This window comes from Novosphingobium sp. AAP1, assembly GCF_001295765.1.
Lineage (GTDB): Bacteria > Pseudomonadota > Alphaproteobacteria > Sphingomonadales > Sphingomonadaceae > Novosphingobium > Novosphingobium capsulatum.
The window spans coordinates 102089-116317 of record NZ_LJHO01000001.1; the positions used below are offsets into that span (position 1 = coordinate 102089).

12 protein-coding genes are annotated in these 14229 nt (G+C 62.4%); 3 read left to right on the forward strand and 9 right to left on the reverse strand.

The features are described 5' to 3' along the window. Positions 1-9 precede the first annotated feature (9 nt). The gene (locus IP65_RS00420; RefSeq protein ID WP_054130379.1) at positions 10-906 is read right to left on the reverse strand and encodes an ABC transporter ATP-binding protein; all 897 of its coding nucleotides are present in this window, start codon (positions 904-906) and stop codon (positions 10-12) included. A 93-nt stretch (positions 907-999) separates the two neighbouring features. Further along, positions 1000-1887 (reverse strand): LysR substrate-binding domain-containing protein, encoded by an 888-nt coding sequence (locus IP65_RS00425; protein WP_054130380.1) that lies wholly within the window; start codon positions 1885-1887, stop codon positions 1000-1002. Positions 1888-2008: 121 nt separating this feature from the next. Here IP65_RS00425 and IP65_RS00430 point away from each other — a divergent pair, with 121 nt between their 5' ends. Beyond that, entirely contained in the window at positions 2009-2764 is a 756-nt protein-coding gene (locus tag IP65_RS00430; RefSeq protein WP_022677582.1) for an SDR family NAD(P)-dependent oxidoreductase, read from the forward strand. 66 nt (positions 2765-2830) lie between these two features. On the opposite strand, the gene sigJ is transcribed toward IP65_RS00430, so the two are convergent. Both sigJ and IP65_RS00440 read right to left on the reverse strand, forming a co-directional pair. Then, entirely contained in the window at positions 2831-3673 is an 843-nt protein-coding gene (sigJ, locus tag IP65_RS00435) for an RNA polymerase sigma factor SigJ (protein WP_082349679.1), read from the reverse strand. Continuing rightward, the gene (locus IP65_RS00440) at positions 3670-4122 is read right to left on the reverse strand and encodes a carboxymuconolactone decarboxylase family protein (RefSeq protein ID WP_054130841.1); all 453 of its coding nucleotides are present in this window, start codon (positions 4120-4122) and stop codon (positions 3670-3672) included. Before IP65_RS00440 ends, sigJ begins: the two co-directional genes overlap by 4 nt. Before the next feature lie 342 nt (positions 4123-4464). Between IP65_RS00440 and IP65_RS00445 the strand changes: the two genes are divergently transcribed. Beyond that, a complete protein-coding gene (locus IP65_RS00445; RefSeq protein ID WP_054130382.1) occupies positions 4465-6804 on the forward strand; it encodes a transketolase in 2340 nt (779 codons plus the stop codon). Positions 6805-6838: 34 nt separating this feature from the next. On the opposite strand, the gene IP65_RS00450 is transcribed toward IP65_RS00445, so the two are convergent. From IP65_RS00450 to IP65_RS00460, 3 genes are all read right to left on the reverse strand, one after another. After that, complete coding sequence (locus tag IP65_RS00450) at positions 6839-7300, reverse strand: Lrp/AsnC family transcriptional regulator (RefSeq protein WP_054130383.1); 462 nt, start codon at positions 7298-7300, stop codon at positions 6839-6841. 240 nt (positions 7301-7540) lie between these two features. After that, positions 7541-8617 carry a fumarylacetoacetate hydrolase family protein gene (locus IP65_RS00455; RefSeq protein WP_054130384.1) on the reverse strand — a complete coding sequence of 359 codons (1077 nt, stop codon included), beginning with the start codon at positions 8615-8617 and terminating at the stop codon, positions 7541-7543. A gap of 38 nt (positions 8618-8655) precedes the next feature. After that, complete coding sequence (locus tag IP65_RS00460) at positions 8656-9594, reverse strand: VOC family protein (protein WP_082209229.1); 939 nt, start codon at positions 9592-9594, stop codon at positions 8656-8658. Positions 9595-9740: 146 nt separating this feature from the next. Between IP65_RS00460 and IP65_RS00465 the strand changes: the two genes are divergently transcribed. After that, entirely contained in the window at positions 9741-10646 is a 906-nt protein-coding gene (locus IP65_RS00465; protein WP_022677575.1) for a LysR family transcriptional regulator, read from the forward strand. A gap of 52 nt (positions 10647-10698) precedes the next feature. Here the strand turns inward: IP65_RS00465 and IP65_RS00470 are convergent, their stop codons facing one another. Together IP65_RS00470 and IP65_RS00475 are read right to left on the reverse strand one after the other, a co-directional pair. After that, positions 10699-13095: a TonB-dependent receptor gene (locus IP65_RS00470; RefSeq protein ID WP_022677574.1), complete on the reverse strand. Its 2397-nt coding sequence runs from the start codon at positions 13093-13095 to the stop codon at positions 10699-10701. A gap of 128 nt (positions 13096-13223) precedes the next feature. Then, entirely contained in the window at positions 13224-14228 is a 1005-nt protein-coding gene (locus IP65_RS00475) for an amidohydrolase family protein (RefSeq protein ID WP_082349680.1), read from the reverse strand. Position 14229: the final 1 nt, after the last annotated feature.

Sequence of the window (14229 nt, forward strand, 5' to 3'; positions counted from 1 at the left end):
CTTGCCCGCTCAGGCGACGACGGCCGCCGGCGCGGATGCGCGCGCGGCAAGCAGCGTCGAGAAATAGACATCTTCAAGCCCGCCGGGAACGGCGGTGAAGCCCTCTCCTGGCGCCGTGTCGGCAATCACGTGGACCACGGTGCGACCACCACGCAGGCGGGTGGAGATGACGCGGTGCGCCGCGCTGATCGCGGGCAGATCGGCGCGGTCGATCGCGCGCTCCCACACTTGGCCAGCCAGGGCGCCGATCAGGGCGGTGGGCGCGCCTTCCAGCAGGATCTGCCCCTGCCCCAGGATCGCCATGCGCGGGCACAGGTCGGTCACGTCGTCCACAATGTGGGTCGACAGGATCACCACCACGTTCTCGCCGATTTCTGCCAGCAGATTGAGGAAGCGGTTGCGCTCTTCAGGATCGAGCCCGGCGGTCGGTTCATCGACGATGACCAGGCGGGGATTGCCGATCAGGGCCTGGGCAATGCCAAAGCGCTGCCGCATCCCGCCCGAATAACCGGCCACCGCCTTGCGCCGCACATCCCACAGGTTGACCTGGGCGAGCAGCGTCTCGACCGTGTCGCGCCGCTCGCCCCGCCCGGCGATACCCTTGAGCACGGCCATGTGATCGAGCAGGTCATAGGCACTGACGCGGGGATAGACGCCGAAATCCTGCGGCAGATAGCCAAGCTGGCCACGGATCGCCTGGGGATCGCCGACCACGTCGATGCCGTCGAACATGATCCGCCCGCTGGTGGGGATCTGCAGCGTGGCGATGGTGCGCATCAGGGTGGACTTGCCCGCGCCATTGGGCCCGAGCAGCCCGAACATGCCCTTGGGAATGGTCAGGCTGACGGCATCGAGCGCGCGCGTGCCATTGCCATAGACGTGGGAAACCCCCTGAAGTTCAAGCATGATCTGATGTGCCCTGCTGCCGTGATCGAACCGCGGCAGGCTAGGCAGGGCACCGCCACTTGGCAAACCCCGCTCGACGAACGCCTTGGTCGATCATTTGGGAAAGGTCGCCGCGAGGTGATCGATCAACGCGCGCACCGCCGGCGGCAGCCCCCGCCTCGTGGTGAAGACCAGGTGCACGATGCCGATCTGCGCGCGCCACTGCGGCAGGACATGCACCAGTTGCCCCTGGCGCAGCGCCTCTGAACATACGTGATCGGGCAGCAGCGCCACGCCCAGGTTGTGGATCGCCGCGGCGCGCACGGCGGTAAAGTCGCTGCAGGTCATGCGTGGCTCGTGCCGCAGGCGGTGGGTTGCGCCATCAATGTGCTCCAGCTGCCATTCCACCTCGCCAATTTCGTCAGAAGTGCCCAGTGTCGGCATCGTGGCCAGCCCAGCTGGATCCGCGCCCATGCTTTCTGCCAGCTGTCGGCCGGCCACGAGGATACGTGCCGAGGTGCCCAACGAACGCATCGTCAGCGCCGCATCGCTGGTCAAGGCCACGCGGACGCGCAAGGCAAGGTCGATACGTTCTTCGATCAGGTCGACGGCGCGGTCGCTGGCGATCACCTGCAGGCGCACGCGGGGATAGCGGGCGAGAAAGCCGGGCAGAATATCCGACAGGATCTCGACCAGGCCGGTCGGGCAACTGAAGCGCACGCGGCCATGCGGTTCGGCCTGCGCCTCGGCCACCAGGGCGACGGCCTGCTGCGCCTCTGTCATCATGGCACGGCAGCGTTCGTAAAATGCATGGCCGACGTCGGTCACGCGAAAGCGGCGGCTCGATCGCTCGATCAGCCTTACGCCCAGCCGCGCTTCGAGAGCAGCGACACGGCGGCTCAACTTTGACTTGGGTTCGCGCAGGGCACGGCCCGCCGCGGCAAAGCCGCCATGCGCCACCACCTCGGCAAAGTAGGCATAGTCGTTGAGGTCTTCGCGCATCAGCGTTCCTTTGATGCAACGATACGTATCAATTTTGCTGACTACAGCCAATATCGTTGCACACTTATGTGCTTTTTCACCGGCGCAGCATGGCGCCGCTCCAACCAACAGGAGATGAAAGATGGCACAGGATTTCAACAACAAGGTGGTGGTGGTCACCGGCGGCACATCGGGTATCGGATTGGCCACGGCGCAGGCGTTCGCAGCAGCTGGCGCAGCGGTGTTCATCACCGGACGCCGCCAGGAAGCGCTGGATGCGGCAGTCAAGGCAATCGGCGGGCGGGTTACCGGCGTTCGCGGCGATATGTCGCAACTTGCCGATATCGATCGCCTTTACGATGCCGTTCAACAGCAGCACGCCCAGATCGACGTGCTCTTCGCCAATGCTGGCGGCGGCAGCTTCGCCCCGCTTGGCGCAATCAGCGAGGAACATTATCAGCAGACCTTCGACACCAATGTGAAGGGCGTGCTGTTTACCGTACAAAAAGCGCTACCCTTGCTGCGCGATGGCGCTTCTGTCGTTCTTACCAGTTCGACCGCGGCGATCACCGGCACCGCAGCGTTCAGTGTCTATTCCGCGACCAAGGCGGCGGTGCGCAGTTTCGCACGAAACTGGATGCTCGACCTGAAGGACCGCAAGATCCGCGTCAACGCCGTCAGCCCAGGGCCGGTCGAAACGACGGGACTGGTCGAACTGGCAGGACCAGACGCGGCATCGCAGCAGGGCCTGCTCGATTTCATGGCAGGACAAGTTCCGCTCGGCCGGGTTGGCCAACCCGATGAAATCGCCAAGGCTGTCTTGTTCCTCGCTTCGGACCAGGCAAGCTTCATCAACGGCATCGAACTGTTCGTCGATGGCGGCATGGCCCAGATCTGAACCGCAAATGCGGGGCGCGCTGCAATTGGCGGTGCGCCCCGCGCGGCTTAGGCAAAGGGCAAAGGCTCAATGCACGCGCGTCAGCTTGTCGGGATTGCGGATGACGTAGATGGCCTGGATGTGCCGGCCCTCCACCAACAGGGCCGTGGTCTGCAGCAAGCCATCGGGCTCTCTCGTGATAAAACCCGGCAGGCCGTTGATCGTGGTGAACCGCACCAGTTCTGAAGGGGCGCGGCGCAGCCGTATCAGCGCCGCCTGGGCGCGCAGATATTCGCTGGCGCCTTGCAGGATACGCGCCACTGCGGGGCGCTTGCCACCGCCATCTGCATGGAACTGCACGTCCTGGGCCAGCAACATGTTCAGTTGCGCCATGTCTCCCTTCTGCGATGCCTCGAAAAAGGCAGCGGCGATGGCCTTGCCCTGCTGGTGATCGATCGGGAACCTTCGCCGGGCATCGCGGACATGCCCCCGCGCGCGGCTGGCAAGCTGGCGGCAGGCGGGCACATCGCGATCCAGCACCAGCGCGATATCCTCGAACCGCTCGCCAAACACGTCATGCAGCAGAAAGGCTGCCCGCTCGAGCGGGGAAAGCCGCTCGAGCGCCAACAGCAGCGGCAGGGTCACATCGTCATCGAGCGCGTCATCCACGGCCGGTTCGGGCAGCCACGGCCCGACATAGATTTCGCGCTGGACCCGCGCCGATTTAAGGTGATCGAGGCACAGCCGCGTGACGATGCGGCGCAGAAACGCGGCCGGCACTGCCACCTCTGCATGATCCACTGCCTGCCAGCGCACGTAGGCATCCTGCACCACGTCTTCGGCATCGGCAATCGTGCCCAGCATGCGATAGGCAACACGCAGCAGGGTGGATCGCTGCGCGTCAAAAATCTCGCCCGCCGTCTGGCTCATTTCCAGCCCAGTTCCGGCGCATAGAAATTGAAGCCGACCGCCAGGCGGTTCCATCCGTTGATCACATCGATCGCCAGCGTCAGTTGCACTTGCTCGGCCGGGGTGAACTGCGCAGCCAAAGCGGCATGGACGGCATCGGGCGCGCGGCTGGTCGCGATCTGCGTCATGTGTTCGGTCCAATTCAGCGCCGCGCGTTCGCGATCGGTGTAGCACGGCGCATCACGCCATGCAGCCACCAGATGGATGCGCTGCTCGGTTTCGCCAGCCTTGCGCGCATCAGACGTGTGAATATTCAGGCAATTGGCACAGCCATTGATCTGCGAGGCGCGGATTTTCACCAGTTCGAGCAGTGGCTTTTCCAGGCCGCATTCCGCCACTTTCTGCGAATAGGCAAACCAGGCTTTAAAAATGTCGGGCGCGGCGGTGTAGAGATTGAGGCGCGGGGTCATCGTCAGCATCCTTTCGATAGGGATGCCATCATGACGAACCCGCTCCACGCTTTGTGACATGGGCACTGGATTTTACTGCTCCACCTGCAAACATGCGAAGGCTGGCGGCCTTCGTGCTGGACGGACCAGGTGCTGCTTCCGAGCGGAATCGCCATACCCTCAAACTCGCTCGCGATACGGAAGCATTCCGATGGCATTGGCGAAATTCCGGCAATATTTCCTATCAATCACAATGCATATTGGCAGGATATGCCATTTCAGACGATTTGAGGGCAATCCTTTCGCAAGGACATGCCCCGCCATGCAGCGCTAGAACCTGTCGCTCCACATCAGGACACGCTCATGGACACGACGATTTCCCCTTCCCGGCAGGACACGATCAGCGCGCTGGAGCATCTCGACACGCGCCTGTTGTGGCTTTCGTCGTGGATGATCCACAATGCCAACCATCTGCGCCCCAAGCGCGATGGCCTGAAAGTGGGTGGCCATCAGGCCAGTTGTTCGTCGATCACCGCAATCATGGCGGCGCTCTATTTCCATGCGCTGCGTCCGCAGGATAAAGTGGCGGTAAAGCCGCACGCCGGACCGGTGCTGCACGCCATCCACTATCTGCTGGGCAACCAGACGCGCGAGCGGATGGAGCGGTTTCGCGGCCTGGGCGGCGTGCAGAGCTATCCCAGCCGCACCAAGGACAAGATTCCGGTCGATTTCTCCACCGGCTCGGTCGGCCTGGGCGTGGCAGTGACGGCCTTCAGCAGCCTGGTGCAGGATTATCTCATCGCGCATGGGCAACTGCGCGAGGAAGACGCCGGGCGCATGATCGCGCTGATGGGCGATGCTGAACTCGATGAAGGCAATATCTACGAATGCCTGATCGAGGGCTACAAGCACGACCTGCGCAACTGCTGGTGGATCGTGGACTACAATCGCCAGTCGCTTGACGCCACCACGGCCGATCGCATGTTCCGCCGCTTCGACGATATCTTCGAAACCTGCGGCTGGCGCGTCATCACGCTCAAGTATGGCAAGATGCAACTGGCCGCCTTCGCGCGGCCGGGCGGCAAGGCGCTGGAAGAGTGGATCGACAGCTGCCCCAACGCCGAATTCGCGGCGCTGACCTATCAGGGCGGCACGGCCTGGCGCGAGCGGCTGCTGGCCGACATTGGCCACAAGCCCAACGTGAAGACGCTGCTCGACAGCTATGACGATGTCGAGCTGGCGCGGCTGATGACCAACCTGGGCGGCCATTGTGTCGAAACCCTGATGGATGCCTTCGATGCCGCGCAGGACGATCGCCCCACGCTGTTCATCGCCTATACGGTCAAGGGCCACGGGCTGCCGCTCGCCGGCCACAAGGACAACCATTCGGGGATGATGAACCCGGCGCAGATGGAGCAATTCCGCCTGAGCCTGGGCATTGCCGAGGGCAACGAGTGGGAGCCGTGGGGCGCGCTCGGCGACAATGTCGCCACCGATCTCAAGGCCTTCGTGGCCAATTCGCCAATCGCCCGGACCAAGGCTGAACCGGTTGCGCCTGCCGTTCCCGTTCCGGCAATCCCCGCGCCCGAGGGCGCCGACCAATCGACGCAGGCCGCGTTCGGGCGCATCCTGCTCGAATTGGCGAAATCGGGCGAGGAACTGGCCGATCGCATCGTGACCACGGCACCCGATGTTACCCAAACGACCAACTTGGGCGCCTTCGTCAACCAGCGTGGGCTGTTCCGGCGTCAGGAACTGGCGGACGTGTTCCACAAGGCCAAGATTCCTTCGGCGCAGAAGTGGGCGCAGCATGCTGCTGGCCAGCACATCGAGCTGGGCATTGCCGAAAACAACTTCTTCCTCATGCTCGCGTCGCTGGGCCTGGCCGCGCCGCATTTCGGCACCCGCCTGCTGCCGGTCGGCACGGTCTATGATCCGTTCATTGCGCGCGGCCTCGATGCGCTCAACTATGGTTGCTATTCAGACTCGCGCTTTCTGCTGGTGGGAACGCCATCGGGCCTGACGCTGGCCGCAGAGGGCGGCGCGCACCAATCGATCAACACCCCGCTGATCGGCATGGGGCAACCCAACCTCACCTATTTCGAGCCAGCCTATGCCGATGAACTGGCGGCGATGATGGCGTTCGCGTTCGATCACATGCAGCAGGTCGATGGCAGCTCGGTCTATCTGCGCCTGACCACGCGCGCGATCCCGCAGATCACGCGCACAGATGACAGCTGGCGGGAAGACGCCTTGAAGGGCGGCTACTGGCTGCGCCGCCCCGCCGACGGCGCGGATGCGGCGATCGTGTTTACCGGCGTGGTGGCCACCGAAGCGCTCGCGGCCTGGGAACAGCTGGTCGATGATATCCCGGGCCTGGGCCTGCTCAACGTGACTTCGCCCGACCTGTTGCATCGCGGCTGGTCGGAACGCCACGCGACACGCTGGACCACCGGATCGCCAGCGCCCTGCCATGCCGAAACCCTGCTGGCGCCGCTTGCGCCGGGCGCCGGCCTGGTGACGCTGATCGACGGATCGCCCGGCGCGTTGTCGTGGCTTGGCGGCGTGAAGGGCATGCGCGTCAGCCCGCTCGGCACCGACCGGTTTGGCCAGACCGGCGATCTGCCCGATCTTTACCGCGAATACCGGCTGGACAGCGAAGCCGTCATCGATGCCGCGGCAGAACTGTTGCTGGGGCAATGACGTGGCAAGCGAGGATGCCGTTTGGCCACAGGGTCTAGATTGGCAGCGCGGTGTTGTAGACCACCGGCCGCAGCGCAAAGCTGGTGGTGACCTGCGAGACCCCCTCGATGCGCGTCAGCTTCTGCCGCAGGAAATCTTCGAAAGCGCCCAGTGAATCGAACAAGGCGCGCAACTGGTAGTCGCAATCGCCCGACATCAGGTAGCATTCCATGACTTCGGGAAAAGAGGCCACCGCCGCTTCGAACTGGGCCAGATGGCGATCGTCCTGCCGGTCCAGCCGCACGCGAATGAAAGCGGTGACCGGCAGGCCAACCGAGATCGGATCGACCAGCGCGACATAGCGGAAGATCACGCCGTCGCTTTCCAGGGCGCGCAGCCGGCGCAGGCACGGAGAGGGCGAGAGGCCAACCTGTTCGGAAAGATCCTGGTTGGTCATCCGCCCGTCGCTTTGCAGGGCGTTCAGAATGCGGCGATCGATCTGGTCCATGATTGTCATTCCATGCTCAGCCCATGATTGAGCATGGATGTTTCAAAAATAGACCTGAACGGCAAGATGCTGCCGCATTTTTGAGATTTTGGGCTATTACCTGGAAGGCCCCCTCCCCCTTTCCGGCCGCGCGTCCTGATGATCGCGACCGGTTCGGGGATGGACTGCGGGCTGGCCAGCCAAGCCGCCTTGCGGCCCGCGCTGCATGAAAGCCAGCCACGCAATCCAGGGTGGCACCAGCGCCCCGTATCACCAGGCCGTGATGAAGGGACCGTAGGTTGGCGTGCGGTCGCCCACCTCTTCGGCGACGATGTGGTTGGTCTGGCGGCCCAGGTAGGTGATCTCGCTTTCCATCACATCGCCGGGCTTGAGCCAGGCATTGCCCCACATCGCGCCGTTCCCCGGCGGCGAACCGGTGATGAGCAGATCGCCCGGCACCAGACGAATGCGTTCCGAGGCATAGGACAGGATCTGTTCCGGCTGGAAAATCATGTCGGAAATCGGCCAATCCTGCCGGATTTCGCCATTCACCTTCAGGCGGATCTGCACCTTCGAGCGATCGACAAACTCCTTGGGGACGGCAAACGGGCCGAACGGCTTGAAGTTGGGCTGATGCTTGCTGACCCAATCGTACATGAAGCGCACATCGACGCGGCGGAATTCGTCGACCGTACCCAGGTCGTTGACCATGACATAGGCAGCGATCAGTTCGTGGGCGTCTTCCGGGCGGACATAGCGGCCAGTCTTGCCGACGATCGCGCCGAACTCCAGTTCCCAGTCGGGATTTTCGCCGATCAGCGGCAGCGGCACGTCGTCATTCGGGCCGCACAGCGAGGAATGCAGGCCGGTCCAGAAGAACGGCATGCCTTCGCGGCTGCGGCGATCGATTTCGGCCAGATTTCGCTGGAAGAACTGCTCGTCGCTTTCGCCTTCGCCACGCTTGTCCTGGTTGAACTTGTTGAAGGTCATCATCTCGGCCACGTGCTGGCGATAGTTTGATCCGCCACACAGCATGTTGGGATGGGCCAGAACGGGCAGGATGGTCAGCGCGCGATAATCGTGCGCCTTGCGGTCCTGCTTGGCCGCAACATCGTTGGCCAGGTTGGAAGCGCGCGCCCAATCCTCGAACACGGCATGGGTATCGGCATATTCGCCGGCAAGGCTGAACACGCCGCCGCCCGGCACGACGACACCGGGAAACGCGGCGCCATCACCATCACGGAACGTGCCAATTCCGAAAGAACCGGAAACGAGGCCGGTAACATCATCGATGCCCTCGGGCTGGGGTGCGGCGGGCAGCGGCTTCAAGAAGGAATGATCAGACATGGATTTCTCGCTAACGTTTCGTTTGAATATTTTGGGGATCAGGCAAAATAACGGTCGGGCGGGTCCGAGCGCCACACGTCCATCTCGACATCGTGAATATTGTGAATTCGCGTGCCGTCAGACTTCTTCAACCGATCGGTGTCGCTGAACGTCTCGAAGCGGTTGCGGTCAGGGTCGCGCCACACGTCGAACACATGGCTGCCGTGGGGGTGGCGCCCCACGCCCCAGACCAGTTCGTACCCCTGGGTTTCGAGGTAGCGGTGCGCCATGAACTGCGCCTCGAAGTCTTGTGCTTCGAAGCTGATATGATGGCAGTCGACCCGCCCATCCATGCTCTGCATCAGGGCAACGCTGTGGTGATCCACCAGGTCTTCGCCATGGTCAAGGCGCAGGAACCCGACGATCTGGACATGGGGCTGGCCCGGAACGTGATAGACATCGCTGGGGATCAGCCCGAGCACGTCCTTGTACCAGGCCTGGGTAGCCAGGTAGCTCGGCACGAACAGGCCAATATGACCCAGACGAAACAGCTTGGCCGGGGCCAGCGGGCGCTTGGGCTCGAAACGCCCGGCGCGCGGATAGCCCAAGGGCGAGTTCATCTGCCACTCGGGATAGGACTGCAGCGCGGGCTTGCTGGCAATTCCGTGGACCAGTTCCACCCGGAAGCCATTGGGGTCAAACAGCGACACGGACCGACCGCCACCGGGCAGGTCCATCTCGACCACATCGCTGGCGCCATGATCGGCAATGGCCTGGGCAAGATCGGCCTCGTCGGCAACCTCGAACGCAAGTCCGATGAACTTGGGTTCGTCAGATTGGTAGGCGACATAAGAATAGGAATCGCCGCCCTGCGTGGCCATAACAAGTCGTTGGCCAGCTTTTTCTACCGTCAGCAGGCCAAAGTCGTTTGCAAACCGCTCTGTCGCGTCAAGATCACTGACATGAAACGTAACATGGTGCAGCTTTCGCAGCATCATTAGGGTTCTCCCTGGATTTTCTTCTGACGCTCGCGGCGTGCTATAGACGTGACGAAATTTACCAGGGCATCTTCGTCGATCGGGAAATTACCGTCCAATCGAATATCGCGGTTGTCAGCTATAGGTTGCGCTGATAGGTTTCGCGGATGCGATTTGATGGTCTCGATCTCAACCTGCTCGTGGCGTTTGAAGCCTTGTCAGAGGAAAGGAACGTCTCGGCGGCAGCCCGGCGCCTGAATTTGACCCAGCCTGCGGTGACCGGGGCACTCAACCGCCTAAGGGACTATTTCCAGGATGATCTCCTGGTGCTCCACGGGCGCAAGATGCACCCCACGCCCAAGGCAGAGGCGCTTGCCGGCCCGGTGAAACGGGCGTTGCTGCAAATTCGCGGCGAAATTACCAGGGCAGGTAACTTTGATCCTGCGACATCAAACCGCCATTTCCTGCTCGTGGCCTCGGACTATGCCTATGCGATCAGCCTGGCCGATATCATCGCCCATGCCTCGCACATTGCGCCCCTGGTGACTTTTGAAGTCATTCCGCCCAGCGGCATCGCAACCGAACGGCTCGAGCGTGCAGAGGTCGATCTCGTGATCACCGTGCAGCCCTATGCCAACTCGCGCTATCCAACCCGCGAGTTGTGGCGAGACACCGACGTCATCATCAGTTGGCGCGACGCAAATTATGGCACGATCAGTGAAGAGGTGTTCTTTGCCGCGGGCCATGCGGTTGCCACTTTTGGCCCCGACCGGCGCCCTTCCGTCACCGATCAGCATATCGCGAAAATGGCGCATGATCGCCGCGTCGAAGTGCTGCTGCCCAGCTTTGGCGATCTATGCCGCGGCATCGTGGGAACGCGCCGGCTGGCCACCATGCACCGGCGCTATGCCGAGCATTTCGCCAAGCTCTATCCCATTGCCATTCATGAGACCTGGACACCGTTTCCCGACGTGATCCAGATCGCGCAATGGCACAAGGTGCGCGACAGCGATCCGGGCGTGCAATGGATGCTGGAAATGCTCGAGAACGGATGCTCGGAAAAAACGCAATGATGGGGGAAGCGCGATGCTCCCCCCACCCTTGCGCCATGACGGTCGCGAATTTCTAGAAGCTGTAGGACACGCGCCCACCATAGGTGCGCGGCGGGCGCAGCGTGGTGGCGTAAAAGGCCGTGCCAGGCGTTGGATATGATTGCGATTTCAGGGTCTTGTCGAAAATATTGTTGACGTAGACGCCAAACGTCAGCCCATGGATATTGGGGCTGAAGCTGACCTGGGCATCGGCCAGCCAATACGCCGCCTGCTGTTCGACCGGGGCGAATTCCATGCCGGTCATCGTCGCGGTCTGGTAATGCGCTTTGGCGTTCAGCGTGAATTCGCCGACCGAGACGGGAACGCGCTGGTCGACACCCAGGTTAAGCGTCCATTTCGGGGCATTGACCGGCCGCATGCCGCTGCAGTTGATGATGTAGGCATTGTTGGCAAATCCGGCCGTCGGGCAGGATGTGCCGTTGAAGACTCCGCCATTGCTGTTCGGGCTCTGATACGTGAACTGGTCGTATTTCGCATCAAGGTATTGCGCGTCGACATGCAGCGTGGTGAACGCGGTCGCGGCGAATTGCCCCTCGACTTCAAAGCCCTGGAACGTGGCCCGCCCGACGTTTTCGGTCACGAAAGTGGGCACGGTGCCGATCGTCAGCAGATGGCTGATCTGCTGGTCTTTGTATTTCCAGCGGAACACTTCCAGGTTGAGCTGAATCCGGTTGTTCCAGAAACGGTTCTTCGATCCGAACGTCAGCGCGCCCAGCGTCTCGGGTGCGAACTGCCCCCCGGCCCCGTTCGGGCTGTAGAAAAAGCCGCCGGCCTTGAACCCGGTTTCGTACGAGACATACAGCAGGTTGTGCGGCGTCAAATCCCAGTCAGCGCCGACCCGCCAGGTGAATTTGCTGAACGATTTGTTCTCGCTGTTGGAAAAGACCGTGGCGGCCTGGATGACGTTGGGGTTGCCGACAACATCGGGCAGGCCACCATAAGGGGCAGCGCCCAGTGCTGGCACCACGACCGAGGGGAACGCGCCCAGCGCCGGCGCCGTGGGGCCATAGGGCAGCGAAGGCGCCGTCGGGCACGAGGCGGCGGTGCAAATGCGGGTCAGCGATATGCGCGAGCCGCTGAAATCCTTGTCTTCCCAGGTTTGCCGCCCGCCCACGGTCAGGCGCAGCGCAGGCGTGACCGCATACGTCAGCCGGCCGAACAGCGCCTTGCTGGTGGTATTGAGCAAGGTGTTCTTGTCATACTGGGCGTTCCAGTTGGACGCATAATCGCCATAGGGGCTGTCGGTGTGATCATGGTAGTAAAACGCGCCGAACAGCGCCCGAAGCGGCAGGGCATCGGGCGTGGCAAAGCGTGCTTCGACGCTCGTCTGCGCGTTGCGCTCCACCGAATAGACCTGGAAGCCGGGCACGAAGCTGTTGAAGTTGAGATGCCCCTCTCGATAGGAAGGAACAATCGTCAGCGTGCCCAGATCGCTTTGCCATTCCGCCGTCGCTGACACGCCGACGAAGTGGTTGCGCAGGAAAGGCTGGAAATTCGCGGCGAAAGCCTGGAACGGCCGCCCGAGCGTGCCGGCCCACTGGCTGGAGTAAAACGCCTGGCCTTGCGGTGAATAGATGCCGATGCGGCTGTCGGGCGAGATCATCGTGGCGGCAGGGGTTCCCTGCGGCGCCAACAGCGGGGTCATGCCAACGCCGCGCCCGCCCTGGTCGAAATAGTCTGCCACCACGCCGATATGCAGATTGCTGGTCGGCTCGAACCGCAAAGAACCACGCACGCCGACGTCATCCTGATCGTCAGTGCCGTCGTTCATGTAGCCATCGTGCTTGACGCGCACGACGGCAAAGCGTGCGGCGGCCTTGTCGCCCAGCGGGATATTCAGCGCGGCATCGAGCCGCACGGCCGAATAATTGCCCACATCGACCGCGCCAAATCCGCTCCAGACGCCCAGTTCAGGCTTCTTGGGCAAAACGTTGATCGCGCCACCGGTGGCATTGCGGCCATAGAGCGTGCCTTGCGGCCCCTTGACCACCTCGATCCGGTCAAGGTCATAGAAAAAGCCGGTCGTGGCAGACGGGCGCCCGATGTAGACACCGGCGAAATTGAACGCGATGGCGGAATCGGAAAACGCGTTGCCGTTGAAATTACCAACCCCGCGCAAGTAAAACAGGTTATAAGGCCCAGCCGCGGGAGCAACCTGCAGAGACGGCACCACGCTGGTCAGCCCGGTTGGCTGGGTGATCCCAGACGCGCGCAGTGCATCCCCCGTCACTGCCGACACCGCGATGGCCGCTTTCTGCAGGTTTTCGTTGCGCCGCTGGGCGGTCACAATGATCTCTTCGACGCTGGGCGCAGCAGTTTGTGCGCCATCGCTGCGCGCTTCGTCAGCCAGTGCCACGTTTGGAAGCGCAAGCGCAAGGCAACTGGCCGCGATGAGATATCCCGACTTCATCTTCTCCCCTCCGATGTTACTGCCCTTTTGTGCAAGGGCGGATTATTTCATCTGGAATTTCACGTCAGCAGAACGCCGTCCAATCAATAATTAGCCGGTTTAATATCACTGAAATTTATTGAACTGTGCTAGGTGTGATGGGCGCAGCCGTGGGGGCACGCCGACAAGCCGAGCAGGTCTGCTGCATTCAGCCCGAGCAAGCGCGCCTTGATGTCGTCCGGCAAATGGTCGTGAAAACCCAGCGGGTCCGGCTCGCCCATATCGAACGGATAATCGGTGCCCAGGCACAGGCGACTGGCACCATGGGTGCGCACCAGGCTGTCGAGCTGGTCGCGATCAAACACCAGGGTGTCGAGCCAGACGTTGCGCAGATAGGACGATGGCTCTCGCGAAATGAACTGGCGGCAGTCTTCCCTGGCGCGGAAGGCGTGATCCATGCGCCCCCAATAGGCAGGAAGATACCCACCACCATGCGCGACGCACAGCTTCAGGCCGGCATGCGCTTCCAGTACGCCGCCAAAGATCAAGTGGCTTAACGCTATCGTCGATTCCAGGGGATTGCCGATGATGTTGTCGAGGTAATGCTCGGCCAGCCGGGAACCGTGGGTAAAGCCCAGCGGATGCAGGAACACCAGCACGTCCAGTTCCTCGGCCGCGGCAAAGAACGGCCGGAATTCTGCGTCAGCCAGTTCCTTGCCCGCCACGTTGGAGCCGATTTCCACGCCGCGCAGGCCCAGTTCACCCACGCAGCGCCGCAATTCCTCCACCGCCATGCCAACGTTCTGCAGCGGTACCGTGCCCATGCCGACCAGCCGGTCGGGATGCTTGGCCGCCGCGTCCGCCATGCCGTCGTTGATCAGCCGCGCGGCCTCGCGGCCGACTTCCGGCGGTACGGCATAGTAATATTGCCCTGGCGATGGACTGATTGCCTGCACGTCGACGCCCAGACGATCCATGTCCTCAAGGCGCTCGTCGATCCCGTTGAGCTTGCGCCCGATCGCACCAAACAGCTTTGCATTGGTTGCCTTCGACGCGTCCGACATGAAGGCGAACGGGTTGGGCAGGTCCGGAACCTCGCGGCGCACAAGCGCTTCGGCCGACGCCACGTTCAAATGGCAATGCAGATCGACCACG